The 24,551-nt window shown below is 61.7% G+C and carries 21 protein-coding genes; 10 read left to right on the plus strand and 11 right to left on the minus strand.

What is annotated here, in order from left to right; all coding sequences use genetic code 11:
* Nucleotides 1-39: 39 nt before the first annotated feature.
* The 6 genes from ptsP to BSF40_RS08965 all read right to left on the minus strand — a co-directional run bounded on the left by ptsP (nucleotide 40) and on the right by BSF40_RS08965 (nucleotide 7,043).
* A complete protein-coding gene (gene ptsP, locus BSF40_RS08940; RefSeq protein ID WP_095964841.1) occupies nucleotides 40-2,556 on the minus strand; it encodes a phosphoenolpyruvate--protein phosphotransferase in 2,517 nt (838 codons plus the stop codon).
* 150 nt (nucleotides 2,557-2,706) lie between these two features.
* Nucleotides 2,707-3,729: an SIS domain-containing protein gene (locus BSF40_RS08945; RefSeq protein ID WP_095964842.1), complete on the minus strand. Its 1,023-nt coding sequence runs from the start codon at nucleotides 3,727-3,729 to the stop codon at nucleotides 2,707-2,709.
* Nucleotides 3,710-4,816, minus strand: a complete 1,107-nt coding sequence (gene nagA / locus BSF40_RS08950; protein ID WP_095964843.1) for an N-acetylglucosamine-6-phosphate deacetylase — start codon at nucleotides 4,814-4,816, stop codon at nucleotides 3,710-3,712. The genes BSF40_RS08945 and nagA overlap by 20 nt, the downstream gene beginning before the upstream one ends.
* A gap of 34 nt (nucleotides 4,817-4,850) precedes the next feature.
* A complete protein-coding gene (locus BSF40_RS08955; RefSeq protein ID WP_095964844.1) occupies nucleotides 4,851-5,582 on the minus strand; it encodes a GntR family transcriptional regulator in 732 nt (243 codons plus the stop codon).
* 284 nt (nucleotides 5,583-5,866) lie between these two features.
* On the minus strand, nucleotides 5,867-6,370 hold the full coding sequence (locus tag BSF40_RS08960) for a murein L,D-transpeptidase family protein (RefSeq protein ID WP_095964845.1): 504 nt from the start codon (nucleotides 6,368-6,370) through the stop codon (nucleotides 5,867-5,869).
* A 121-nt stretch (nucleotides 6,371-6,491) separates the two neighbouring features.
* Nucleotides 6,492-7,043, minus strand: a complete 552-nt coding sequence (locus tag BSF40_RS08965) for an NUDIX hydrolase (RefSeq protein WP_007973944.1) — start codon at nucleotides 7,041-7,043, stop codon at nucleotides 6,492-6,494.
* A gap of 147 nt (nucleotides 7,044-7,190) precedes the next feature.
* Here BSF40_RS08965 and BSF40_RS08970 point away from each other — a divergent pair, with 147 nt between their 5' ends.
* The 8 genes from BSF40_RS08970 to guaA all read left to right on the plus strand — a co-directional run bounded on the left by BSF40_RS08970 (nucleotide 7,191) and on the right by guaA (nucleotide 14,545).
* Nucleotides 7,191-7,790, plus strand: coding sequence for a CoA pyrophosphatase (locus tag BSF40_RS08970; RefSeq protein ID WP_095964846.1), 600 nt, complete (start codon nucleotides 7,191-7,193; stop codon nucleotides 7,788-7,790).
* Between the two features lie 45 nt (nucleotides 7,791-7,835).
* Nucleotides 7,836-8,360: a gamma carbonic anhydrase family protein gene (locus BSF40_RS08975; RefSeq protein ID WP_095964847.1), complete on the plus strand. Its 525-nt coding sequence runs from the start codon at nucleotides 7,836-7,838 to the stop codon at nucleotides 8,358-8,360.
* Nucleotides 8,357-8,572: a DUF1289 domain-containing protein gene (locus BSF40_RS08980; protein WP_015093657.1), complete on the plus strand. Its 216-nt coding sequence runs from the start codon at nucleotides 8,357-8,359 to the stop codon at nucleotides 8,570-8,572. Before BSF40_RS08975 ends, BSF40_RS08980 begins: the two co-directional genes overlap by 4 nt.
* A gap of 135 nt (nucleotides 8,573-8,707) precedes the next feature.
* Nucleotides 8,708-9,175 (plus strand): VUT family protein, encoded by a 468-nt coding sequence (locus tag BSF40_RS08985; RefSeq protein ID WP_095964848.1) that lies wholly within the window; start codon nucleotides 8,708-8,710, stop codon nucleotides 9,173-9,175.
* 77 nt (nucleotides 9,176-9,252) lie between these two features.
* Complete coding sequence (purT, locus tag BSF40_RS08990) at nucleotides 9,253-10,434, plus strand: formate-dependent phosphoribosylglycinamide formyltransferase (protein ID WP_095964849.1); 1,182 nt, start codon at nucleotides 9,253-9,255, stop codon at nucleotides 10,432-10,434.
* A gap of 171 nt (nucleotides 10,435-10,605) precedes the next feature.
* Nucleotides 10,606-11,154, plus strand: a complete 549-nt coding sequence (locus tag BSF40_RS08995) for a sugar ABC transporter ATPase (RefSeq protein WP_095964850.1) — start codon at nucleotides 10,606-10,608, stop codon at nucleotides 11,152-11,154.
* A 218-nt stretch (nucleotides 11,155-11,372) separates the two neighbouring features.
* Nucleotides 11,373-12,842 (plus strand): IMP dehydrogenase, encoded by a 1,470-nt coding sequence (guaB, locus tag BSF40_RS09000; protein WP_095964851.1) that lies wholly within the window; start codon nucleotides 11,373-11,375, stop codon nucleotides 12,840-12,842.
* Nucleotides 12,843-12,967: 125 nt separating this feature from the next.
* Nucleotides 12,968-14,545: a glutamine-hydrolyzing GMP synthase gene (guaA, locus tag BSF40_RS09005; protein WP_008053207.1), complete on the plus strand. Its 1,578-nt coding sequence runs from the start codon at nucleotides 12,968-12,970 to the stop codon at nucleotides 14,543-14,545.
* A gap of 108 nt (nucleotides 14,546-14,653) precedes the next feature.
* Here the strand turns inward: guaA and BSF40_RS09010 are convergent, their stop codons facing one another.
* Nucleotides 14,654-19,336, minus strand: a complete 4,683-nt coding sequence (locus tag BSF40_RS09010; protein ID WP_095964852.1) for a membrane-targeted effector domain-containing toxin — start codon at nucleotides 19,334-19,336, stop codon at nucleotides 14,654-14,656.
* A 192-nt stretch (nucleotides 19,337-19,528) separates the two neighbouring features.
* Here BSF40_RS09010 and BSF40_RS09015 point away from each other — a divergent pair, with 192 nt between their 5' ends.
* Together BSF40_RS09015 and tadA are read left to right on the plus strand one after the other, a co-directional pair.
* Nucleotides 19,529-20,905 (plus strand): multicopper oxidase family protein, encoded by a 1,377-nt coding sequence (locus BSF40_RS09015; RefSeq protein ID WP_095964853.1) that lies wholly within the window; start codon nucleotides 19,529-19,531, stop codon nucleotides 20,903-20,905.
* Nucleotides 20,905-21,402 (plus strand): tRNA adenosine(34) deaminase TadA, encoded by a 498-nt coding sequence (tadA, locus tag BSF40_RS09020; RefSeq protein WP_007973921.1) that lies wholly within the window; start codon nucleotides 20,905-20,907, stop codon nucleotides 21,400-21,402. Before BSF40_RS09015 ends, tadA begins: the two co-directional genes overlap by 1 nt.
* A 132-nt stretch (nucleotides 21,403-21,534) precedes the next feature.
* On the opposite strand, the gene cmoB is transcribed toward tadA, so the two are convergent.
* The 4 genes from cmoB to BSF40_RS09040 all read right to left on the minus strand — a co-directional run bounded on the left by cmoB (nucleotide 21,535) and on the right by BSF40_RS09040 (nucleotide 24,516).
* A complete protein-coding gene (gene cmoB, locus BSF40_RS09025; RefSeq protein WP_095964854.1) occupies nucleotides 21,535-22,491 on the minus strand; it encodes a tRNA 5-methoxyuridine(34)/uridine 5-oxyacetic acid(34) synthase CmoB in 957 nt (318 codons plus the stop codon).
* Nucleotides 22,488-23,231, minus strand: a complete 744-nt coding sequence (gene cmoA, locus BSF40_RS09030) for a carboxy-S-adenosyl-L-methionine synthase CmoA (RefSeq protein ID WP_015093665.1) — start codon at nucleotides 23,229-23,231, stop codon at nucleotides 22,488-22,490. The genes cmoB and cmoA overlap by 4 nt, the downstream gene beginning before the upstream one ends.
* A gap of 254 nt (nucleotides 23,232-23,485) precedes the next feature.
* Nucleotides 23,486-24,121: a lysoplasmalogenase gene (locus BSF40_RS09035; RefSeq protein WP_095964855.1), complete on the minus strand. Its 636-nt coding sequence runs from the start codon at nucleotides 24,119-24,121 to the stop codon at nucleotides 23,486-23,488.
* Between the two features lie 2 nt (nucleotides 24,122-24,123).
* On the minus strand, nucleotides 24,124-24,516 hold the full coding sequence (locus BSF40_RS09040) for a protease inhibitor I42 family protein (protein ID WP_095964856.1): 393 nt from the start codon (nucleotides 24,514-24,516) through the stop codon (nucleotides 24,124-24,126).
* Nucleotides 24,517-24,551 lie beyond the last annotated feature (35 nt).

Here is a 24,551-nt window from a genome sequence, read left to right on the forward strand (position 1 = left end):
GCGGATCTCCCTGGATTTTTGTTCTTCTTTTGTAAAGAGCTAGCTCAGAGGCCAGTGCTGGTGACAGGCATGACGCACGGCGCTGGCGCTGCTCAGCTTGAGCAGGTCATGGCTGATGCGCCGGCATTCGCTGGCGTCGAGATGACGCACGCGGTCCTTGATTTCACCGATCTGTACCGGGCTCACCGACAGCTCGCTGACTCCCAGGCCGATCAGCACCGGCGTGGCCAGCGGATCGGACGCCAGTGCACCGCACACACCGACCCAACGCTTGTGCTGTGCCGCACCAGCGCAGGTCTGGGCGATCAACCGCAGCAGGGCCGGGTGCAACGCATCGACGCGTGCGGCGAGCCCTGCGTGGTCGCGGTCCATGGCCAGGGTGTATTGCGACAGGTCATTGGTGCCGATGGACAGGAAGTCCGCGTGTTCGGCCAGTTGCTCGGCCAGCAGCGCGGCGGCCGGCACTTCAATCATCACCCCCAGCTCCGGGCGCTGCGCCAGACCCAGTTCGGTACACAAGGCATCGAGGCGTTGGCGGATGTGCAGCAGTTCATCGACCTCAGTGATCATCGGCAGCAGGATCCGGCAGCGTGACAACGGGCGCAGGTGCAGCAGCGCGCGCAGTTGCTGGTCGAGCAGTTCCGGGCGAACCTGAGCCAGGCGAATGCCGCGCAGGCCGAGCACCGGGTTGGCCTCGGCGGGCAGTGGCAGGTAATCGAGTTGCTTGTCGCCACCGACGTCGATGGTGCGGATGATCACCGGCTTGTCGCCCATGGCATCGAGCACGGCTTGATAGGCCTGGTGTTGTTCCTGTTCGTCCGGGGCCGTCTGGCGGTCGACGAAGAGAAATTCGGTGCGCAGCAAGCCGACGCCGTCGGCGCCATTGGCCAATGCGTCTGCCGCTTCCGTGCTGGACGCCACGTTGGCGGCGACTTCGATGCACAGGCCATCGGTGGTCAGCGCCGGTGTGTGCGCCTGGGCCTGTTGTTCGGCCCGGCGTTGTTGCTGTTGCTGTTGCAGCTGGCGCACGTCGGCCAGGCGCTGTGTGCCGGGGGTCAGTTCGAGGCGGCCGCCGTCGGCGTCCAGCACCACCGGTTGCCCCTGTTGTTGATCGAGCAGCGTCGAGCCCAGTGCGACCATGCACGGCAGGCCTTTGCCCCGGGCCAGAATCGCTACGTGGGAAGTCGCACCGCCCTCGGCCATGCACAGCCCGGCGACACCTTGCTGGCTCAGTTGCAGCAGATCGGACGGAGTCAGTTCATGGGCCGCGACGATGGCGCCGGCCGGCACGTCGTAATGCCAGGTATCGCCGAGCAATACGCGCAGCACCCGTTGCTTGAGGTCGCGCAGGTCGTTGGCGCGTTCGGCGAGCAATGTACTGCCGGTTTGCTGGAGCACTTCGCATTGCGCGTCGGTGGCCTGGCTCCAGGCGTGGGTCGCAGCTGTGCCCTGGGCGACGGATTGGCTGGCAGCGTCGAGCAAGGCCGGATCTTCGAGCAGCGCCAGGTGTGCGGCGAAAATGGCCTCTTCAGCGCTGTCCTTGTGTTTTTTTGCCAGGGTCAGGGTGTGGTCGATTTCGCTGCGCACCTGGCTCAGTGCCGCGTCCAGAACCTGGCGTTGCTGTTGCGGATCATGCTGGCCGGCATCCACTGGCAGGCTGATCGCATTCAGACGAAACAGCGGCCCGCCGACCAGGCCGGGCGCTGCGCAGACGCCGTGCAACACACCGGCTTCGACGGGGCGATTGCGTTGGGCGATCGTCGGTGGCGCGGCGGCGTGACTGTCTTCGGCCAGGGCTGTGGATAAGGCGGTGAGCAAGGCTTGCAATGCAGCTTCGGCGTCCGGGCCCTGGCAACTGACCTGGACTTCTGCCTGCTCGCCGATGGCCAACCCCATCAGGCCGATCAGGCTGTCGCAGGTGGCCGACTTGCCGGCGAAGTGCAGTTGCGATTTGCTTTTGAAACCTTGTGCGGTCTGACGGATCAACGCCGCCGGCCGCGCGTGCAGGCCGCCACGGTGCGCAATGCGTACGAGGCCGACAATCTCTGCGCCGGCAAACTCGACATCGACCTCTGCGGTCGATGTCTGTCGACGAATGATGTGCAGCAGCGGCTCACCGACTTTCACCGATTTGAGGGTGATGGGCCGCGCCTGAAAGTCCTGGCTGTTGGTGAGGATCAGCAGGCTGACCAGGCTTTTGCACTGTTGCGCGACCTTGTCCAGGTCGTAGCGCAGCAGGGGTTGGCCATTGGCGACGCGGGCGCCTTCCTTGACCAGCATCGAGAAGCCCAGGCCCTGCAACTCGACCGTGTCGAGGCCCAGGTGCAGGAGTAATTCCGCGCCGTTGTCGGCACGCAAGGTCAGTGCGTGGCCGGTGCGCGCGACATGCACCACCACACCCGAGCAGGGGGCGTGGAGCGTGTCGTTGAGCGGATCGATGGCGATGCCGTCGCCCATGGCGCCGCTGGCAAACACCGGGTCCGGGACTTTGGCGAGCGTGAGCACCGGGCCGCTGAGCGGGGCGCTTAAAGTCAGCTCTTTATTGTTGTTATGCATGGCTCGGTCTCATAAAAAGTTCAGATCAGCTCGCCACCTGTAGGAGCGAGCTTGCTCGCGAAGAACCTGAGAACAACGCGTTCATTCAGGAGACACGCGTCATCGTTGACGTCCATCGCGAGCAAGCTCGCTCCTACAGGGGACAATGATTCAATGGGTGCGGGTGACTTTGCTCAAGTGCCGCGGCTGGTCCGGGTCCATGCCGCGGGCCACGGCCAGGCCGGCGGCCATCACGTAGAAACTCTGGATCGCCAGAATCGGGTCGAGGGCCGGGTGTTCGGCGCGGGTCAGGGTCAGGTCGCGCTCGAGCACGTCATCCGGTGCGGCCAGCAGGACACGGGCGCCGCGCTGGCGCATGTCGGCGGCCAGGCTCAGCAGACCGGCCTGCTCGGCGCCCCGTGGGGCAAACACCAGCAGAGGGTAGTTGTCACCGATCAGGGCCATCGGGCCGTGACGGACTTCGGCGCTGCTGAAGGCTTCGGCCTGGATCGCCGAGGTCTCTTTGAATTTGAGCGCCGCTTCCTGGGCGATGGCGAAACCGGCGCCCCGGCCGATCACCATCAGCCGCTGGCAATCGCGCAAGGCCTCGATGGCCGGGCTCCAGTCCTGCTGCGCGGCGTTGCGCAGGCCGTCGGGCAAGGCCAAACCCGCTTCGAGCAGTTCGGCGTCTTCCTTCCAGTGCCCGATCAACCGTGCGCTGGCGCTCAGGGTGGCAATGAAACTCTTGGTCGCGGCGACGCTGCTTTCAGTACCGGCACACAGCGGCAGGCTGAACTCACAGGCGGCTTCCAGAGGTGAGTCTTCGGCATTGACCAGCGAAATGCTCAATGCGCCGCGCTTGCGCAACAGGCGCAGGCTGTTGACCAGGTCCGGGCTTTGCCCCGATTGCGAGAAGGCGAATGCCACCTGGCCGCTGACCTTCAGCGGCGCCTGCTGCATGGTCACCACCGACATCGGCAACGACGCCACCGGAATGCCTAGCAGCTGCATGGTCAGGTAGGCGAAGTAACTGGCGGCGTGGTCGGAGCTGCCGCGCGCCACGGTCATGGCCATTTGTGGCGGCTGACGACGCAGGCGTCCGGCGATCTCGATCATCTGCGGGTCGAGTTGCTGCAGTTGGGCTTGCACGGCCTCGAACGAGGACAGCGCCTCTTCAAGCATTTTTGAAGTCAATGTCTTCTCCTTCGACCATGACGGCGGTCAGTTTCAGTGAGCGGTCCAGCCGCACGCAGTCGGCCCAGGCCCCTGGTTGCAGGCGCCCGCGTTCGGTGAGGCCGAGGTAGTCGGCGGGGAATTGCGACAGGCGCTGCGAGGCTTCGGCGATGGGCAGGCCGATTTTCACCAGGTTGCGCAGGGCCTGATCCATGGTCAGGGTGCTGCCGGCCAGGGTGCCGTCGGGCAGGCGCACGCCGCCCAGGCACTTGGTCACGGTGTGGCTGCCGAGTTTGTACTCGCCGTCGGGCATGCCGGCGGCGGCGGTCGAGTCGGTGACGCAGTACAGGCACGGGATCGAGCGCAGGGCGACGCGGATGGCGCCGGGGTGCACGTGCAGCAAGTCCGGGATCAGTTCGGCGTACTTGGCGTGGGCCAGTGCAGCGCCGACGATCCCCGGCTCGCGGTGATGCAGCGGGCTCATGGCGTTGTAGAGGTGGGTGAAACTGCTGGCGCCAGCCTCCAGCGCCGCGACGCCTTCCTCGTAACTGCCCAGGGTGTGGCCGATCTGCATGCGGATACCGCGGCGGCTGAGGTCGCGGATCAAGGCATCGTGACCGGCGATTTCCGGGGCAATGGTGATCACCCGGATCGGCGCCAGTGCCAGATACGCTTCGACCTCGACCATCAACGCGGTGTGGGCGAAGTTGGGTTGCGCGCCGAGCTTGCCGGGGTTGATGTAGGGGCCTTCGAGGTGCACACCGAGCACCCGCGCGCAGCCTTGTGGCCGCTGCTCACAGAATTCGCCGACGGCTTCGAGCACGCTGGTGATCTCTTCGCTCGGCGCCGTCATGGTGGTCGCCAGCATCGACGTGGTGCCGAAGCGCACGTGGGTTCGGGTGATGGTTTCGAAGGCGGACGTGCCTTCCATGATGTCTTTGCCGCCACCGCCGTGAACGTGCAGGTCGATGAAACCCGGCAGCAGATAAGGCAGGTCGTTGTCCGCCGGATTGCAGGGGACGCCTTCGATGGACACGACCTTGCCGTGGGCGTGGACCAGTCGGCCGCGAACCCAGCCGTGGGCGGTGAGGATGTTGTCTTCGGACATGTCGGGATCTCGGTTTTTAGCGGCCGGCTGTTTGTCAGCGACGCAGCTCTGCCACAAAGTCGTAGTAGTCGTTGCGGCAATAGGTGTCGGTGACTTCGATGGGCGTGTTGTCTTCCAGGTAGCCGACCCGGGTCATCAGCAGCATGGCGGTGCCGGGGGCGATGCCGACCAGCGCGGCGAACTCGTCCGAGGCGTTGATTGCCTGGATATGCTGCAAGGCGCGCACCACCGGCTTGCCGATGCCGTCGAGGAATTCGTAGAGGGAATCACCCACCAATTGCGGCTTGGGAATGATCGAGGCGGGCAGGGTGCTCATCTCGATGGCCATCACGGTGTCGTCGGCCTTGCGCAGGCGTTTGAGCCGCGCGACCTTGTCGTTGGGCGACAGGCCGAGGCGGATCAGCTCTTCGTGGGTCGGCAGGGTGATTTCCCGCTCCAGCCAGTGTGAACTGGGCACAAACCCCTTGAGCCTTAGCATTTCACTGAAACCGGAAAGGCGCGACAACGGTTGTTCCAGGCGCGGCGTGATGAAGGTGCCGGAGCCTTGGTTACGGCGGATAAGGCCTTGTTCGAACAACACTTCCAGCGCTTTGCGTGCAGTGACGCGGGAGATGCCCAGGGTCTCGCTCAGATGGCGCTCCGACGGCATGGCCTGTTCGGCTTTCCACTGGCCGGCATGGATCGCCGCTTCCAGATTGCGTGCCAGTTGCAGGTACAACGGCGTGGGTTGGGTGTCGTCGGGGCGCAGGGCCTGTAGGTCGTTCATGTAGGCATTGTCCGATGCGGATATAGGATTGTTGTCGCCCGGTTGTGAGGCGAAACTAATACCACTTGCATACCATGTCAACGCGGGTGTTTTACAGGAATGTGCCAATTGTGGCTGGTTATAGACTGGGTGGTTTTAAGTGGTATTAGCGGTGGGCTTTAAAACGACAAAGATCGCAGCCTGCGGCAGCTCCTGCAGAGGGAAATGGTATTCACCCCGTAGGAGCTGCCGCAGGCTGCGATCTTCTGATTTTATTTTTTGATGCCGACCAATGGTCGAAGGAATTACGGACGAATCTCGATCATCGTGCCGTCCGGCACCAGGTTCCAGACTTCGCGCATGTCCATGTTGCGCATGGCGATGCAGCCGTCGGTCCAGTCCAGGGTGTGGAACAGGTCTTCCGGGGTGTCTTCGGTATCCGGGGTGCCGTGGATCATGATCATGCCGCCGGGCTCGACGCCTTCACGACGGGCGCGGGCCGAGTCGCTGATGTTCGGGTAGGAAATGTGCATCGCCAGGTTGAATTTATCACTGATCTTGCGCCAGTCGACCCAGTAGAGGCCTTCCGGGGTGCGCTTGTCGCCTTCCATCAGTTTCGGCCCCTTGGGACGCTTGCCCAGGGAAATGCGATAGGTTTTGAGCGGCTTGCCGTCATTGATCAATTGCAATTGATGGGAAGACTTGAGAACCAGGATTTTCTCGATGACCTTGCCGTCCAGGGGTTCCAGGGCAGAAGCCTGGGACACCGCGACGAAAGACAAACAGAACAGGGCAAGCAACCAGCGCATTGAAACGATTCCCCAGGAGGTGTCGCGACTATTTATTTATAGATGTTTTTGTGGGAGCCGCCGAAGGCTCGGGCCGCGTTCGGGCGATTTTTCAGCGGCTACGAATGATACCAATATGGCATCAGATAATGGCAGGCTGAGCAAGCGGCGGAATCGATTCAGACCGTACGGGATAGACCTCGGTCCGCCGGTCAGCGAAGAAGCATTCTAAGGTACGGCCCACCGTGCGGAAAGCCAGCTCATCCCAAGGAATGTCCGCTTCGTCGAATAGTTGCACTTCCAGGCTCTCGGGGCCGGCAGAAAAATCCAGGTCCGCAAGTGTGGCACGGAAGAACACATGCACCTGGCTGATGTGCGGCACGTCGATCAGGGTATAGATGCTCAGGTTGCGCACCCGGGCGCAGGCTTCCTCGGCGGTCTCGCGAATGGCGGCCTGTTCGATGGTCTCGCCGTTTTCCATGAAACCGGCGGGCAGGGTCCAGTAACCGCGGCGCGGCTCGATGGCCCGCCGGCAAAGCAACACCTTGCTGCCCCAGGTCGCCACGCAGCCGGCGACGATATTGGGGTTCTGGTAGTGGATGGCCTGACAGCTGTCGCAGACAAAACGCAGGCGCGAGTCGCCCTCGGGAATACGCTGGGTCACCGGGTTACCGCACTGGCTGCAAAATTTCATGCTGGGGTTCCTGAATGCTGCGCCTATCTTGGCGTGCGGCAGTGCCGGTCGGCAAGTTGTCGTTTCGCGACATGGGGCGGTTGCGGGGGTTGGGCGACCGCAGCGATTGGTGCATGATGCCGGGTAAGGCACAAATCGAGAACACTCATGCTGGACGAGCTACTGCATCGGGTTAGTCACCACACTCCACGCACACTGGAGACCGATCGTCGTTTTCCCGAGGCCGCGGTGCTGGTGCCCATCACCCGCAGTGACGAACCCGAGTTGGTGTTGACTCTGCGTGCCAGCGGCCTGTCGACCCATGGCGGCGAAGTCGCCTTCCCCGGTGGTCGCCGCGACCCCGAAGACTCCGACCTGATTTTCACCGCCCTGCGTGAAGCCGAGGAAGAAATCGGCCTGCCACCGGGGCTGGTCGAGGTGATCGGCCCGCTCAGTCCGCTGATCAGCCTGCATGGCATCATGGTCACGCCCTATGTCGGGGTGATCCCGGATTTTGTCGAATACCGCGCCAACGATGCCGAGATCGCCGCGGTGTTCAGCGTGCCCCTGGAATTCTTCCGCAAAGACCCCCGCGAACATACCCATCGCATCGACTATCAGGGCCGCAGCTGGTACGTGCCGAGCTATCGTTTTGGCGAATACAAGATCTGGGGACTGACGGCGATCATGATCGTCGAGTTGATCAACCTGCTGTATGACGCCAAAATCAGCCTGCATCAACCTCCCAAAAGCTTTATCAATACCTGAAGCCATCGTTCGACTGGCACTGCCCGAGCCCTGAGGAAAACAACAATGAAATACCGCCTGGGCGACGCCCGTGTCCAAACCCATCCACAGAGCTGGGTCGCCCCCAATGCCGTGCTGGTGGGCAAGGTCAAGCTGGAGGAGGGCGCCAACGTCTGGTTCAACGCCGTGTTGCGCGGCGACAACGAGTTGATCCTGATCGGCAAGAACAGCAACGTCCAGGACGGCACCGTGATGCACACCGACATGGGCTATCCGCTGACCATCGGCACCGGCGTGACCATCGGCCACAACGCCATGCTCCACGGCTGCACCGTCGGCGACTACAGCCTGATCGGCATCAACGCGGTGATTCTCAATGGCGCGAAGATCGGCAAGAACTGCATCATCGGCGCCAATTCGCTGATCGGCGAAGGCAAGGAGATTCCGGACGGATCGCTGGTCATGGGTTCGCCCGGCAAAGTGGTGCGCGAATTGACTGAACCGCAAATCAAGATGCTGGAAGCCAGCGCAGCCCACTATGTGCACAACTCGCAGCGTTATGCCCGCGATCTGGTCGAGCAGGAAGAATGACGGCCACCGAACGCCCGGTGGCATCGCCCTGCGTGAGTATTTGTGCGCTGGATGACGATGATATCTGCACCGGTTGCCAGCGCACGGTTGAGGAAATCACCCGCTGGAGCCGCATGACCAACGACGAACGGCGCAAGGTGCTGGGGTTGTGTCATGAGCGGGCCAAGGCCAGTGGGTTGGTGTGGATGATCGGGGCAAAACCGCGGTTGTAGGAGCGAGCCTGCTCGCGATGGACTCAAGAACACCGCGGGGAACCAGACTCCCCTGCGTTTTCGTTAACGACCATCGCGAGCAGGCTCGCTCCTACAGTATCCTGTGCGGCAAATTCACAGGTGCTTTCCAAGCCTATGCTCTTCCTGATCACCTACATCAGCAGCGTCGTGCTGATCAACTTCGCCTTTTCCACCGCGCCACACCTGGACATCCTCTGGTCGGCCTGGGGCGGGCTGGTGTTTGTGTTGCGCGACATGGTGCAAACCCGTTTCGGGCATGGCGCCCTCGTGGCGATGCTGGTGGCGCTGGTGTTGTCCTACGCCACCTCCGATCCGTCCATCGCCCTGGCCAGCGCCACGGCGTTCGCGGTTTCCGAGTGCATCGACTGGCTGGTGTTCAGCATCACCCGGCGCCCGCTGCATGATCGCCTGTGGATAAGTTCGGCCCTGAGCATTCCCCTCGATACCTTTATCTTCTTCGGCATGATCGACGCCCTGACGCCGGGGGTGATCCTCACCGCCCTGGGGTCGAAATTCGCCGGGGTCACCGCCGTGTGGCTGATCATGGCCTGGCGCCTGCGCAAACAGGCTGTCGTCGGCTGAAGTTCATGTAAAATGCCGCGCTTTCTCCCCATGGGAAGCGTGCTTCCCTCGATGATCCGCTTCTTGAGGACCTTCAGATGACCCGTATCGGAACTCCATTGTCGCCCACCGCGACCCGCGTATTGATGTGTGGCTGTGGCGAGTTGGGCAAGGAAGTGGTGATCGAGCTGCAACGCCTGGGCGTTGAAGTGATTGCCGTGGATCGTTACGCCAACGCACCGGCCATGCAGGTGGCGCACCGCAGCCACGTGATCAACATGCTCGATGGCGCTGCCCTGCGTGCCGTGATCGAGGCCGAGAAGCCGCATTTCATCGTCCCGGAAATCGAAGCCATCGCCACCGCGACCCTGGTGGAGCTGGAAGCTGAAGGTTTCACCGTGATCCCGACCGCCCGCGCCGCGCAACTGACCATGAACCGCGAAGGCATCCGTCGCCTGGCCGCTGAAGAGCTGGACCTGCCGACCTCGCCGTACCACTTCGCCGACACCTTCGAGGACTACAGCAAAGCCGTTGAAGACCTCGGTTTCCCGTGCGTGGTCAAGCCGGTCATGAGTTCCTCGGGCAAGGGCCAGAGCCTGCTGCGCAGCGTCGATGACGTGCAGAAAGCCTGGGACTACGCCCAGGAAGGTGGCCGCGCCGGTAAAGGTCGGGTGATCATCGAAGGCTTCATCGATTTTGACTACGAAATCACCCTGCTGACCGTGCGCCACGTCGGCGGCACCACCTTCTGCGCGCCGGTCGGCCACCGTCAGGAGAAGGGTGACTACCAGGAGTCCTGGCAGCCGCAGGCCATGAGCCCGATTGCCCTGGCTGAATCCGAGCGCGTCGCCAAAGCCGTGACCGAAGCCCTGGGTGGCCGTGGTCTGTTCGGCGTCGAGTTGTTCATCAAAGGGGATCAGGTGTGGTTCAGCGAAGTCTCGCCGCGCCCGCACGACACTGGCCTGGTCACGCTGATCTCCCAGGACCTGTCGCAGTTCGCCCTGCATGCACGGGCCATTCTCGGCCTGCCGATCCCGTTGATCCGTCAGTTCGGGCCATCGGCTTCGGCGGTGATTCTGGTGGAAGGGCAGTCGACCCAGACCGCTTTCGCCAACCTGGGCGCTGCCTTGAGCGAGCCGGATACCGCGATGCGCCTGTTCGGCAAGCCTGAAGTCAACGGCCAGCGCCGCATGGGCGTGGCCCTGGCGCGCGACGAATCGATCGAAGCCGCCCGCGCCAAGGCGACCCGGGCTTCGCAAGCGGTTGTCGTCGAGTTGTAAACCCCCGTAACTCTGTGGGAGCGGGCTTGCTCGCGAAAGCGGTGTGTCAGTCAACATTAATGTATCTGACACACCGCTTTCGCGAGCAAGCCCGCTCCCACAGGTTCGGTGTTCAGTCTCTATAATTTGGGGGTGCCCAAGACCCTTCATCCAAGCTCCAGGCCTGTACCCATGAATTCCCAAAGCATCATCGTCCCGAAAATCTCCACCCTGCCGGTGCACGAGCCCCGGGCCCGGGCCGTTGTGCGCTGGCTGGTGCGCAAGAACATCATCCAGGAAGAGCTGACCACCTGTGGCCGTACTGGCAATCGCATGGCCCATGCCATCGCCGACGGTGCCCGGGCAGTGGTCCTGCACCCCGAAGCCCTGCCGTTCGGCGAGCCGATCAATGGCCTGGAGATCATTACCAAGCGCTGCATCTATACGCCGGCCAAGGGTTTCCTTGAGGAAGCAGGCTGCGCCGAGTGCCGCAAGGAAGTCGGTGAGGCGCTGTTCGAAAGCCTGGAAGACTGGATGCCGGGGCGCACCGATAACTTCACCTGTCCGGAATGCGGGCATGAAGACGACATCAACGGCTTTCTGTTCCTGCAGGAATGCGGCTTCTCCAACCTCGGATTCATCTTCAACAACTGGGCCGAAGCCGGGTTCAAACAGAGCTTTCTCGACGAATTCGCCGATTGGCTCGATCAGCCAGTCAGCTGGGTCAAAGTCGAACTCTGAACTTCTGTAGGCGCGAGCTTCTCGCGATGAACTTTCAGGCCACGCGGGTTTCCAGGCAACCCGCATTATCGTTCACGACCATCGCGAGCAAGCTCGCTCCTACAAAAAAGCGCCCCGTATGTCAGTAATGCCAATAATAGTCAGAGTTTTACATTGAACCCGAGGGGGTGTCTGACTATAATGGCGCGCTTCCATTTTCCCGCTCGGGAGCCCCCGCGATGCTGCGTATCAGCCAAGAAGCTCTGACATTCGACGACATTCTCCTAGTGCCCGGTTATTCCGAGGTGCTTCCTAACGAAGTCAGTCTCAAGACCCGCCTTACCCGTGGCATCGAGCTGAATATTCCACTGGTCTCCGCTGCCATGGACACCGTCACTGAAGCCCGTCTGGCAATTGCCATGGCTCAGGAAGGTGGTATCGGCATCATCCACAAGAACATGACCATCGAGCAGCAAGCTGCCGAAGTGCGCAAGGTCAAGCGTTACGAAGCCGGTGTGGTCAAGGACCCGATCACCATCGTCGCCGACGCTACCGTGCGCGAACTGTTCGAACTGACCCGCATGCACAACATCTCTGGCGTTCCGGTACTGCACAATGGCGACCTGGTCGGCATTGTCACCTCCCGTGACGTGCGTTTCGAGAACCGTCTGGAAGCCACTGTCCGTGAAGTGATGACGCCTAAAGAGCGTCTGGTCACGGTCAAGGAAGGCGCCGACAAGAACGATGTGCGTGAACTGCTGCACAAGCACCGCATCGAACGCGTGCTGATCGTCGACGAAAAATTCGCCCTCAAGGGCATGATGACCGTCAACGACATCGAAAAAGCCAAGGCTTACCCGCTGGCCAGCAAGGACGATCAAGGTCGTCTGCGCGTGGGTGCTGCAGTCGGTACCGGTAAAGACACCGGTGACCGCGTTGCCGCCCTGGTCGCCGCCGGCGTTGACGTGGTGGTGGTCGACACCGCTCACGGTCACTCCAAAGGCGTGATCGACCGCGTTCGCTGGGTCAAGCAGAACTTCCCTGAAGTGCAGGTCATCGGCGGCAACATCGCCACCGGCGCTGCCGCCAAGGCCCTGGCCGAAGCCGGCGCTGACGCGGTCAAGGTCGGTATCGGCCCTGGCTCGATCTGCACCACCCGTATCGTCGCCGGTGTCGGCGTACCGCAAATCAGTGCCATCGCCAACGTCGCCGCTGCCCTCGAAGGCACTGGCGTGCCGTTGATCGCCGACGGCGGCATCCGTTTCTCCGGTGACCTGTCCAAGGCCATCGTAGCCGGTGCTTCCTGCGTGATGATGGGCTCGATGTTCGCCGGTACCGAAGAAGCGCCGGGCGAGATCGAACTGTTCCAGGGTCGTTCGTACAAGGCTTATCGCGGCATGGGTTCGCTGGGCGCCATGTCCCAGGCCCAGGGTTCCTCCGACCGTTACTTCCAGGACTCCTCGGCAGGCGCCGAGAAGCTGGTTCCGGAAGGTATCGAAGGGCGTGTTCCGTACAAGGGCACCCTGAGCGCGATCATCCACCAGTTGATGGGCGGCCTGCGTTCCTCGATGGGCTACACCGGTAGCGCCAACATCGAAGAGATGCGCACCAAGCCTGAGTTCGTGCGGATCACCGGCGCCGGCATGGCCGAGTCCCACGTTCACGACGTGCAGATCACCAAGGAAGCGCCAAACTATCGGGTCGGCTGACGCCGACAGCTATAAGCCACAAGTTACAAGCTGCAAGCGGTGCTGTGATAGTGCAGTGCCGCGCGGTTTCCGATTACTTGCAGCTTGCAGCTTGAAGCTTGCAACTGCTTTTAAGAGTTTCCCCCATGGCCCTCGACATTCACGCTCACCGCATCCTGATCCTCGACTTCGGTTCCCAGTACACCCAGCTGATCGCCCGCCGCGTGCGCGAGATCGGTGTGTACTGCGAACTGCATCCGTTCGACATGGACGAAGATGCGATCCGCGAATTCGCTCCTAAAGGCGTCATCCTCGCCGGTGGCCCGGAGTCGGTTCACGAAGCCAACAGCCCTCGCTGCCCGCAAGCCGTTTTCGATCTGGGCGTGCCGGTCTTCGGTATCTGCTACGGCATGCAGACCATGGCCGAGCAACTGGGCGGCAAGGTTGAAGGTTCCGAGCTGCGTGAGTTCGGTTACGCCCGCGTGGACGTGGTCGGCAAGAGCCGTCTGCTCGACGGCATTGAAGACCACATCGACGCCGACGGCCTGTTCGGCCTCGACGTCTGGATGAGCCACGGTGACAAGGTCACCCGGATGCCGGAAGACTTCCACATCCTGGCCAGCACCCCGAGCTGCCCGATCGCCGGCATGTTCAGCGACGAGCGTCGCTACTACGGCGTGCAGTTCCACCCGGAAGTGACCCACACCAAGCAGGGCGGTCGCATCCTGTCGCGCTTCATCCTCGACATCTGCGAGTGTGAAGCCCTGTGGACCCCGTCGAAGATCGCTGAAGACGCCATCGCCCAGGTTCGCGCCCAGGTCGGCACCGACAACGTTCTGCTGGGTCTGTCCGGCGGTGTTGACTCGTCCGTGGTTGCCGCACTGCTGCACAAGGCCATCGGCGACCAACTGACCTGCGTGTTCGTCGACAACGGCCTGCTGCGCCTGCACGAAGGCGAGCAAGTGATGGCCATGTTCGCCGAGAACATGGGCGTCAAGGTGATCCGCGCCAACGCCGAGGAGCAGTTCCTGGGCAACCTGGCCGGCGAAGCCGACCCGGAGAAGAAGCGCAAGATCATCGGCCGCACCTTCATCGACGTGTTCGATGCCGAATCCTGCAAGCTGGACAACATCAAGTACCTGGCCCAGGGCACCATCTACCCGGACGTGATCGAGTCGGCTGGCGCGAAAAGCGGCAAGGCCCACGTGATCAAGTCGCACCACAACGTGGGCGGCCTGCCGGAAGAAATGAACCTGAAACTGGTCGAGCCACTGCGCGAACTGTTCAAGGACGAAGTCCGCCGTCTGGGCCTGGAGCTGGGCCTGCCGTACGACATGGTCTACCGTCACCCGTTCCCGGGCCCGGGCCTGGGCGTGCGGATCCTCGGCGAAGTGAAGAAGGAATACGCCGACCTGCTGCGTCGCGCCGACCACATCTTCATCGAAGAACTGCGCAAGGCCGACTGGTACCACAAGGTCAGCCAGGCCTTCGTGGTGTTCCAACCGGTGAAATCGGTTGGCGTGGTCGGCGATGGCCGTCGTTACGCCTGGGTCGTGGCCCTGCGTGCCGTGGAAACCATCGACTTCATGACCGCGCGTTGGGCGCACCTGCCTTACGAACTGCTGGAAACCGTATCCGGCCGCATCATCAATGAAATCGAAGGCATCTCCCGCGTCACCTACGACGTGTCGAGCAAGCCGCCGGCGACCATTGAGTGGGAATGATCGTATTTGAGCCCGTGAACCCGGGCTCAAAACGATAGCGGTAAAAGAAGCCCCCGGTCGCGAGACCGGGGGCTTTTTGCATGCAGGCGTGGCAGAAACAGGCACGAATTACAGAGGCAGACGCCCTTCGAGGTCCATGCCCATGCGGCTCAGGGCCCAGGACAGTTCGACGATACTGGCGTATGGCACCTGATGCACATCAGTCCAGGTCGGACGATTGATCAGGTATTTGCCGTCAACCGTACGCTCGACCAGCGTTCGCGCAATCTGGCGGTCTCTGCCGCGATGAATCAACGTCCAGGTTCCATCGACCTTCTCGAAGGTGAACATGCCTTGCCGGAACAGCAGCCGATTGAGTTCCGCCGGTGTTCGCTCGAGCAGCGGTAGCGGCATCTGCAGGCTCAGGTCGGCGTACAACGTATCGTATTCGCCACTGACATGGTCCGGTTGCGTGGTGAAGCCCCGTCCCACTTCGATGCCCCGGTCTGTCTCGATCAGCAGGCGTTTTTCGGGCAACACTTCTTCGATGCGCAAGCCGATACCGCCCTGTATTTCACTGATGCCGGCCATACCGCGAAAGGTATTGATGTTTTCCTGATCGGTCAGTACCACCCATTTACCTGCGCCATTGAGGGATTCGTTGGCGTGCATGATCGTGTGGGTGAGGTAGTTCTTTATGGCTTGCTCATGCATGTCGGGAAGTGGCGAGGCGGGATAGCGATAGCTCGCCAGACAGTCCGTCGCCTGAACCCGAATGCCGTTGAGTCGCGCAGCCCTGACCACTTCAAGCGGTGTATACCGCCCTGACGGGTCGCTTTGCAGTTGTTGCAGCGTTTCCTCCAGGTCATCGGACATTTCCCCGGTGCTGAAGAATGTGTTCAAGTCCAGCTGACTGAAATCGTTGAGCAGGCGATGGAAATACAGTGTTTTGACCCCCTGTCTGGCGAGTGTCGGCATGTTCTCGATGAGAAAACGCATACTGGCAATGCGATCCTGACTCTCACCGATGACCAGGCCATTTGCTGCATCCAGCGCCTGCTCGACCAGTTCTGTGGCGGTGGTCGAGGGCGTGACGGTGGGGATGGTCGGGCGGGTAGGCAGGGAAGTGGAGAAACCGCTGCGGGCAAAGAAGCTTCGAGCGTCCCGTGACAACTCGGCACGAGGGGCGGCGACGTATTCGTCGTAGGTGGTAATCCCTTTCATTGTGCCGTCGGGCAAACGGCTGACTTTGACATGGGTCTCCGGTTTGCCCATCGCCAGCTTCCTGAGGCTGTATCTGGCAGGTGCGTCGTATTTTGTGGCGGGTTTGCGCAGCGCGATTTGCGGCTGGGGTTGAGCGACCCCTGGCGACATTCCTTTCAGATTGTTGCCGCCACCCTTCAGGCCGGCGCGTGGTGCCAGCTCCCACTCACCTTGAGCGTTCAGGCGTACCGGCAATGAGCCTGAAAACGCGTTCGGGTTTTCAGGATCGATAATGGCCCACGTGCCGACACCGTTGGTGTCGGTTTCATAGCGCACGTACCAGGCCGTATCGTTGAGCATGATGGCTGTCGATGGATTGCCGTCGAGTCGATAGATGCCCTGGAATTTCCCGGGCATTGTTTCGGGTGTTATCCCTTCCAGCAATTCGTTGGCTTGCCAGTGCTGGGGTATGCTCGGCCGCTGGACTTCAGGTCGTACCCGGGCAAGCTCCTCGAGCTCCGATGCCGCACTCTCGGCCTCTCCAGCCACTGGCGGCCAACCCATCGGTTGCATGCCATTTTCAATCAGTGCCTGTTTCAGTTCTCCCAGGTTATCCACTGTCATGGAGTCATAGGCCGGCCCAAGCGGAGTATCCAGGTTGATCCTGCCACCGGGTGTCATTCTGATCACAGTGTCGGCCATTCGGTTCTCGGCATTGCGATAGACCACCAACAGGCTGCTTCTGTAGCGCTGAAAGGTGAACATCCCCGGTTCCGGTAACAGCGCTCGCAGCTCTTGTGGCGTCCGGTAGGCCCACGGGGTTTGCATTTGTACACGCCAGTCGCCTTTGATGCTGTCTCGGATGTGGTCGAAACCAGTGATGCCGGACCCTTCCTCCTCGACAGGCGAGCCCGGATAGTCCGCATATTCCACCGCTAATCCCGGATCGGAACCAATGGGCAGTGCCTGACCCGGTGTCACGTCTTCGATTCGTACACTCAAGGCGTCAGTCTGTTCACTGATGCCTTGATAGCCTCTGAAACTCGTCATGTGTTCCTGATCGACCAAGGCAATCCATTTGGCGGGTCCCTTCAATTCTTCATTGAGCTGAATGACCTCGCCAGCAAAGTAACTTCTTGCCATTTGGCTGTCCGGATGCCGGGAAAACGAGTCTTCGTTGATGTTGTAGGTCGTTGTCATATCGATGGCCTGCACCCGCACACGCTGGGTGTTGGCAGACCTCACCAGCGCCAGCAGGTTGAATCTGCCCTCGGGATCGTTGCCGGCCCTGATGTCGAGTTTTCTCAGGTAGGTCTCCAGCTCTTCCGGCATTTCGCCGGTTCTGGCAAAAGCGTCCAGATCAAGCTGATTGACGTTGGCCAGCAGTTCCTGCAAGTACAACGTCTTCACGCCGCGGCGGGCCAGGGCGGGCATGTTTTCGATCAGGAACTGCTTACTGCCGATACTGCCGCGGCTCTCGCCAACGATCAGTCCCGGTTTTTCCGCGAATGCGACGTCGAGCAGTTCGGTCGATGCGTTTAACACTCGTGCAGGGACTTGAAGGCGAGGGGTTGGGGGATTGAGCTCGTAGTAGGCGTTTGCATCGCTGATCAGTTCATTGCGTGGCTCTTCCTGATCCAGCTGGAACTCGCTCAGGGACTCGGTGAATTCGTCGATAGGGGACATCAACTCACTGTGTACATCTATGCTGCCCAAGGTCCGTAAACGTCTGTACAAATTACGTACATCGGGTCCACCGAGTGCCCAGGCCCTCATTTGCGGGTCTTCGAGGCCGGGCACATGAATGCCCGGTGTACGCGCCCATTCTTCGATGACGGGCTCGCTTGTCGCACCGGCGCTGGAAACCGGCGATACGATCATGCCGCCCCTCAGTCCCAGGCGCGGGGTGATCTCCCAGGTGCCAGCAGCATTTAAACGCACGGGGATCGAACCAGAGAATGCATGGGGGTTGGCCGGGTCGATGATGGCCCAGGTGCCACGGCCATTGATATCGGATTCATAGCGCACGAAGTACGCGCTGTCGTTGAGCTTTATCGCGGACGAAGGGTTGGAAGCAAGCTGATAGGTGCCTTGAAACTTGCCCGGTTCGTGAACCAGTGTGTCGTCACTGAGCGATACCTTGATCTTGAAAGATTCCGGCACCTTCACCCTAGGTCCGGCATTGTCCGGTGTTTCAACGGCCACCTCGGTCGGTGCAGGTTTGGGGGCTTTGGCCGGTGGTGTTGTCTCCTTCAGCTCAGCCATTTCCTTCGCCTCGGCGGCGTCGATTTCGGGGCCGGCTTCTTCCAGCGAACCGGGACCTTTGAGGACGAGCAGGTTGAACAAGATGTCGATACCGCTGAGCACTGCGCCAAGCACACCGGCCTTGCGTTCCTCGGCGGTTTTGCCGTTGACCGCCTGATCGATGTTCAACCCCATGTTGGCGATGCTGGCGCCGATCACCGGCAGTGCGACCGGCCAGCCGACGACCGCCATCGGACCGAACACTTTCACGCCGGCGCTGAGGTAACCGATCCACAGTTTTTCCCGCAGATCGCCATTGGAGGTCAGTGACAGCGCGGCCTCGGCGGACATCGCGGCCTTGGTCGAGTCTCGCAACCAGCTGAAAACGTCACCGTCAACGCCGCGGTTTTCCTGATTGATCAACTGATGGTCGTACACACTCCAACTGCCCACCAGGCGGTTCATCAGGTCCGTGAGGTTGTCAGCGATGTCCTGGCGATCGGCCATGGAGAAGTGCGCCATGAATGCCTGGCGTCGCGCCTCGTCATTCATTTGCAGCAACACCCAGAAGTGCATGTCCGTTTCGGTTTCCAGCACCTTGAAGGCTTCGGCCTCTCCGGGAAGGTAGAGAATCTGCCGGCCTTTGGGCGCCTTGATGCGCACAATGTTGTTCGACAGGTAGCCGGCCACATCCAGCATTCGTACCTGGGCATGCGTATCGGCGTATTGCGTTTGCAACATCTGCAGGCTGACCGGCCAGGTGATGGGGCCCATGACGGCCGTGACGGCGACATTGAAGTCCGCGTCACTGAGCTTCTTACGGTCGCGGGCCCGCAAGGCGTTGATGAGAAAATTGCACTTGGCCAGGGTACGGAAGTCGGCGTCTGATTCGCTCCAGAAGCTCGTCAGCCGTTCGTTGTAGACCGCGCTGAAGTCGATGCTCCAGAAGTCTGTCAGCACGTCGTTGCCGTGCAGGCGCACTTCGTTGGTTTCATTGAAAGTCCCGGTGCGCGGTCCAGCGGTATAGAAACCCGCATACACATCCAGCAGATCGGCATTGTCCTGATCGGCGGCGCGGAAGCGGTGGATCACCAGTTGGGTCAGGGTCATGGACGACGTCGGGGTGGCGTTGACATGCTCCCATCCGGAGAAGGCCTTCGAGCTGCTTTGCGACGCGTCGAAGCGGTGGAAATACACCCGGTCCGGATCGAGGCCGGTGATGCCGTACTTCTTCAGCAGGTTAAGGGCGACGTCATGAGCGGTGTCTTGCAGGCTGGGGCAGGTCTTGATGATGCGGGTGGCGATGGCCTTGAGGGCGGCCTTGTCGTCTGCATTGGGCAGGGGCCGGTTTTGATTCGGATTCATGCAGTCTCACTCCTTGAGAAACGAGTATTGAGCATGACCCGTTCGTTCAGAGGAGGTGTACTACATAGTTATATGCATGGGCGATCCGGCATGCGTCACTGTATCGCCCTTACTGTTTCGCAGTTGCAGGTGTATCGTATTCGCCTTTTCCGGGTCGCTGGCCTGTCGTTGATTTGTGAGGTAGTTGAGTTCATGTCCTTTACCCGTCGCCAAATACTCGGTGGCCTGGCCGGTCTTGTTGTCGTAGGCGTGGGAGCCGGTGGTGCGTCGCGCTACTGGCTGGGCAGGATGGCCGATGCGGATGCCGGTCACGACTATGAGCTGATTGCGGCGCCGTTGGACGTGGAATTGGTGGCCGGGCACAAGACCCAGGCCTGGGCCTTTGGTCCGTCGGCGCCGGGCACCGAGTTGCGGGTGCGCCAGGGTGAATGGCTGCGGGTGCGCTTCATCAATCACTTGCCGGTGGCGACCACCATTCACTGGCACGGCATCCGCCTGCCGCTGGAAATGGACGGCGTACCCTACGTCTCGCAATTGCCGGTGCTGCCGGGCGAGTACTTCGACTACAAATTCCGCGTACCGGATGCCGGCAGCTATTGGTATCACCCGCATGTGAACAGCAGCGAAGAACTCGGCCGTGGCCTGGTGGGACCGTTGATCATCGAAGAGCGCGAGCCCACCGGTTTCAAGTACGAAAAGACCTTGAGCCTCAAGAGCTGGCATGTCGACGAGGTCGGCAATTTCGTCGAGTTCAGCATTCCCCGTGAAGCGGCCCGTGGCGGTACGGCGGGGCGCCTGGCGACCATCAACGGTGTGTCGCAGGCGGTGATCGACTTGCCGGCCGGGCAGATCACCCGGGTGCGTATTCTCAATCTTGATAACACCCTGACCTATCGCCTGAACATTCCCGGCGTCGAAGCGCAGATCTATGCGCTCGACGGCAACCCCATCGAACCGCGCCCGCTGGGCAAGGAATACTGGCTCGGCCCCGGCATGCGCATTTGCCTGGCGATCAAGGCGCCGCCGGCCGGTGAAGAGTTGTCCTTGCGCAACGGCCCGGTGCGCCTGGGTACCTTGCGTTCAGTGGCCAATACCGACGCACCAAGCCAATGGCCGCCGGCACTGCCGGCCAACCCGATTGCCGAGCCGGACCTGGCCAATGCCGTGAAACTCAACTTCAATTTCGAGTGGGTCGGCTCGGTGTCGGTCAACGTCGACAATGGCAAGCCGCCGAGCCTGTGGCAGATCAACGGCAAGGCTTGGGACATCACCGACAAGACCTGCGCCGACCGCCCGATTGCCAAGCTGGAAAAGGGCAAGAGCTACATTTTCGAATTGAAGAACATGACCCAGTATCAGCACCCGATTCACCTGCACGGCATGAGCTTCAAGGTCATCGCCTCGAACCGGCACAAGGTGATTCCGTACTTCACCGACACTTATCTGCTGGGCAAGAACGAGCGCGCGCAAGTGGCGCTGGTGGCGGATAACCCCGGGGTCTGGATGTTCCACTGCCATGTGATCGATCACATGGAAACCGGCCTGATGGCCGCCATCGAGGTGGCGTGATGCGTCAGATTCGTCCCGCCGCCATCATCGACCGCAGCCGTGATCGCGAATTCATGCGTGAAGCCCTGGCCCTGGCCGCCCAAGGCGCGGCCCTGGGCGAAGTGCCGGTGGGCGCGGTGCTGGTGCAGGACGGTGAAATCATCGGGCGTGGCTTCAATTGCCCGATCAGCACCAGCGATCCCAGTGCCCACGCCGAGATGGTCGCGATTCGCGCCGCCGCCGAGGCCGTCAGCAACTATCGCCTGCCCGGCAGTACGCTGTATGTGACGCTGGAGCCGTGCAGTATGTGCGCCGGGCTGATCGTGCATTCGCGGATCACGCGGGTGGTGTATGGCGCGCTGGAGCCCAAGGCGGGGATTGTGCAGAGCCAGGGGCAGTTCTTTACCCAGGGCTTTTTGAATCACCGGGTGTTGCATGAGGGTGGGGTGTTGGCGGAGGAGTGCGGGGCTGTTTTAAGTGAATTCTTCAAGGCCCGAAGAGCAAAACCTTCCGACTAAACACTGACCCCCCCTGTAGGAGCGAGCCTGCTCGCGATGGTCGTGAACGATTACGCGGGCAATCTGGTTCCCCGCGGTGTTCTTGAGTCCATCGCGAGCAGGCTCGCTCCTACAGGGGATCTTCAGTGGCTGTTATTTACGAGCCACAATCACCGCCCGCATCGGCGCCGGCAGCCCTTCAATCGTCTTGCTGTGATCTTCCGGATCGAGGAAGTCGCTCAGCGACTGATACTTCATCCACTCCGTCCCGCGCTGTTCTTCGACTGTGGTGGTGCTCACATCCACGCACTTCACATCAGTGAACCCGGCACGTCGCAACCACAACTCCAGCGCCGGCACCGACGGCAGGAACCACACGTTGCGCATCTGCGCGTAGCGGTCTTCCGGCACCAGCACCTGGTGCTTGTCGCCTTCGACCACCAGCGTTTCCAGCACCAGCTCACCGCCCTTGACCAGGCAGTCCTTCAGCGCCAGCAAATGCTCGATGGGCGAGCGGCGGTGGTAGAACACGCCCATGGAAAACACCGTGTCGAAGCCTTCGAGGTTCGGCGGCAGGTCTTCGAACGGGAAGGGCAGGTGCCAGGCGTTCGGTTCGGACAGGTAGCGCTGCACCGCCTGGAACTGGCAGAAGAACAGCCAGTTCGGGTCGACACCGATCACGCTGTCGGCACCGGCGCCGAGCATGCGCCACATGTAATAGCCGTTGCCGCAGCCGACATCGAGGATGCGCTTGCCCGCAAGGTCCAGATGCGGCGCGACCCGAGACCACTTCCAGTCCGAGCGCCATTCGGTGTCGACGTGCACACCGAACAGGTCGAACGGGCCCTTGCGCCACGGCGACAGGCCCATCAACGCGGAACGCATTTGCGCGCGGGTCTCGTCGCTGCAATCGGTGTCCAGCTTCAGGCCGTTGAGCAAATCGACTTCGCTCGGCTGGATCCCTGGCAGGGCGTCCAGCGCGCTTTGCCAGCGCTCCAGGTCGCCATGGCCCTTTTCCATTTTCTTGTCGAGTTGCGCCTGCAGGGTGTTGGCCCATTCGGCCAGCGGCGTGCCGGCCAGACGGCGGGCGAGGGGAGACAGATCAATCATGGCAGGGCAATCAACGAGGCAAAGTTAAGACACTGGAACCACGGCACGACTTTCGAGAACCCGGCGGCCAGCAGGCGTTCGCGGTGTTCTTCGAGGCTGTCGGGCTTCATGACGTTTTCGATGGCGCTGCGCTTCTGGGCGATTTCCAGCTCGCTGTAGCCGTTGGCGCGTTTGAAGGCGATGTGCAGGTCGGTGAGCAACGCGTGTTCCTGCTCGTCTTCGAAACGCAGTTTTTCCGAGAGGATCAGGGCGCCGCCGGGCAGCAGCGACTGACGGATGCGCGTCAACAGCGCGGTGCGTTGGTCCGGGGCGATGAATTGCAGGGTGAAGTTCAACGCCACCACCGAAGCCGGCTGGAACTCCAGCGCCAGGATGTCGCCCTCGATCACCTCGACTGGCAGCAACTCCTGGAACATCGAGTCCTGGCCATTGAGGTATTCGCGGCAGCGCTCGACCATGGCTGCCGAGTTATCCACAGCGATCACCCGGCAACCGTCGGTGCGCACATGCCGGCGCAGGGCCTGGGTCACGGCACCCAGCGACGAGCCCAGGTCGTAGAGCACGCTGCCCGGTTGGGCGAACTGCGCGGCGAGCACGCCGAGGTTTTCGACAATGGTCGGATAGCCCGGCACCGAGCGCTTGATCATGTCCGGGAACACCCGCACCACGTCCTCGTTGAAGGCGAAGTCAGGCACCTGGGCCAAAGGCTGGGCGAAAAGGCGATCGGGTTCTTTGCTCACGGCGGTTCCAGCGGTATCGGTGAAAAGGCCGGCATTTTAGCCAAGTTGGCGCGGGGATGCGCGGGTTGTCTGATAAAGCGGGTGGGTTGATGCAGTTCGAAAGCCGAGAGTGCTCTTGTGGCGAGGGGGCTTGCCCCCGTTGGACTGCGAAGCAGTCCCAAAACCATGCAACCGGGTAATCACAGATACACCCGACTAACAGGGTTTACGACGGCTGCGCCGCCCAACGGGAGCAAGCTCCCTCGCCACAGGGTTCAGCGTGATCTTTGGGTGAACGCCGATGCCGTGATACCCCACTGCCCCAGCCAATAACTGAGGATGATCACATAGGGCGCCGCATCGAACGGCACCACAAAACGGCTGATGCCAATCACACTGTCCGAAAACACAAAGGCCACCGCACCACCGGCAGCCAGCAAGGCCGAACGCTTGGGCACATCACTGCCAAGCCGCGCCAGCGCGCGCCAGAGCATGGTGCTGATCGCCAGGCCGTAGACGATCACCGGAATCAGTAGTGGCCCCAGTCCATGAGACATCAGAATCCCCAACAGCACCGCACCCACGCCGAGGGCGATGATCAGGGGTAAAAGAGCCAGGCGCCGGCAATCGCTCAAGTAGGCTTTCAGATACGCCAGGTGGGCGACCAGAAATGCGCCGAGGCCGAACACGAACAAATCCCCCGGCCACGCCAGCAACACGTCGCCGAGCAAGGAGAAAATCAGGCCCAGGCTGATCCAGCGCCGGTACTCGCCGGGTGGTGCGTCGTGCAGCCAGCCGAGCAGGGCCAGTACCGGCAGCGGCTTGACCAGCAGGCACAGCAGCGAGGCATGCACGCTCAGGCCATAAAGGAAGGTCACTGCGCCCATCAGCGCCAGAATCAGCCAGCCCACGGTCAGTTAACCGAAATCGCGCAATCGAACGAGTCCACCGGTAGCACTTCCGGCGCCCACGGCTGTTGCGAGGTCAGGCGCAAACGTCCCGTGCCGGTCGCAAAAGCCTGGAAGCGCCAGGTCGAAACCCCGGCCGAACCGACGATGCCGGCATCTTCCGGATTTCGATACACCTCTGGCCCCAAGGCGTGCAGTACGCCGCCGGCCGAATCCTGGATCGCCCAGCGATAACCCGTGGTCGGATTGCTCGGCAGGGTCAGGATCAGGTTTTGTCCGTTGCTGAGCTGCACCGGGCATTCGCTCTGTTTTTCCACAGTCACGTTTTGCGCAGGTTGCGTGGCGCACGCGGCCAGCAAGGCGAGGGCGAGGGGGACAAACAGGCGAGTGGGGGACATGAGATCAGTGGCTCCGGCGTTGGCGACGAACGGCG

Origin of the sequence: Pseudomonas sp. ACN5 (genome assembly GCF_002303975.1) — a bacterium.
GTDB lineage: Bacteria > Pseudomonadota > Gammaproteobacteria > Pseudomonadales > Pseudomonadaceae > Aquipseudomonas > Aquipseudomonas laurylsulfatiphila.

Bases quoted from the DNA above. Each gene is read 5' to 3' on its own strand.
- ptsP (WP_095964841.1), bottom strand. From the start codon at position 2,556: ATGCATAACAACAATAAAGAGCTGACTTTAAGCGCCCCGCTCAGCGGC.
- nagA (WP_095964843.1), bottom strand. From the start codon at position 4,816: ATGTCCGAAGACAACATCCTCACCGCCCACGGCTGGGTTCGCGGCCGA.
- BSF40_RS08955 (WP_095964844.1), bottom strand. From the start codon at position 5,582: ATGAACGACCTACAGGCCCTGCGCCCCGACGACACCCAACCCACGCCG.
- BSF40_RS08960 (WP_095964845.1), bottom strand. From the start codon at position 6,370: ATGCGCTGGTTGCTTGCCCTGTTCTGTTTGTCTTTCGTCGCGGTGTCC.
- BSF40_RS08965 (WP_007973944.1), bottom strand. From the start codon at position 7,043: ATGAAATTTTGCAGCCAGTGCGGTAACCCGGTGACCCAGCGTATTCCC.
- BSF40_RS08970 (WP_095964846.1), top strand. From the start codon at position 7,191: ATGCTGGACGAGCTACTGCATCGGGTTAGTCACCACACTCCACGCACA.
- BSF40_RS08975 (WP_095964847.1), top strand. From the start codon at position 7,836: ATGAAATACCGCCTGGGCGACGCCCGTGTCCAAACCCATCCACAGAGC.
- BSF40_RS08980 (WP_015093657.1), top strand. From the start codon at position 8,357: ATGACGGCCACCGAACGCCCGGTGGCATCGCCCTGCGTGAGTATTTGT.
- BSF40_RS08985 (WP_095964848.1), top strand. From the start codon at position 8,708: ATGCTCTTCCTGATCACCTACATCAGCAGCGTCGTGCTGATCAACTTC.
- purT (WP_095964849.1), top strand. From the start codon at position 9,253: ATGACCCGTATCGGAACTCCATTGTCGCCCACCGCGACCCGCGTATTG.
- BSF40_RS08995 (WP_095964850.1), top strand. From the start codon at position 10,606: ATGAATTCCCAAAGCATCATCGTCCCGAAAATCTCCACCCTGCCGGTG.
- guaB (WP_095964851.1), top strand. From the start codon at position 11,373: ATGCTGCGTATCAGCCAAGAAGCTCTGACATTCGACGACATTCTCCTA.
- guaA (WP_008053207.1), top strand. From the start codon at position 12,968: ATGGCCCTCGACATTCACGCTCACCGCATCCTGATCCTCGACTTCGGT.
- BSF40_RS09010 (WP_095964852.1), bottom strand. From the start codon at position 19,336: ATGAATCCGAATCAAAACCGGCCCCTGCCCAATGCAGACGACAAGGCC.
- BSF40_RS09015 (WP_095964853.1), top strand. From the start codon at position 19,529: ATGTCCTTTACCCGTCGCCAAATACTCGGTGGCCTGGCCGGTCTTGTT.
- tadA (WP_007973921.1), top strand. From the start codon at position 20,905: ATGCGTCAGATTCGTCCCGCCGCCATCATCGACCGCAGCCGTGATCGC.
- cmoB (WP_095964854.1), bottom strand. From the start codon at position 22,491: ATGATTGATCTGTCTCCCCTCGCCCGCCGTCTGGCCGGCACGCCGCTG.
- BSF40_RS09040 (WP_095964856.1), bottom strand. From the start codon at position 24,516: ATGTCCCCCACTCGCCTGTTTGTCCCCCTCGCCCTCGCCTTGCTGGCC.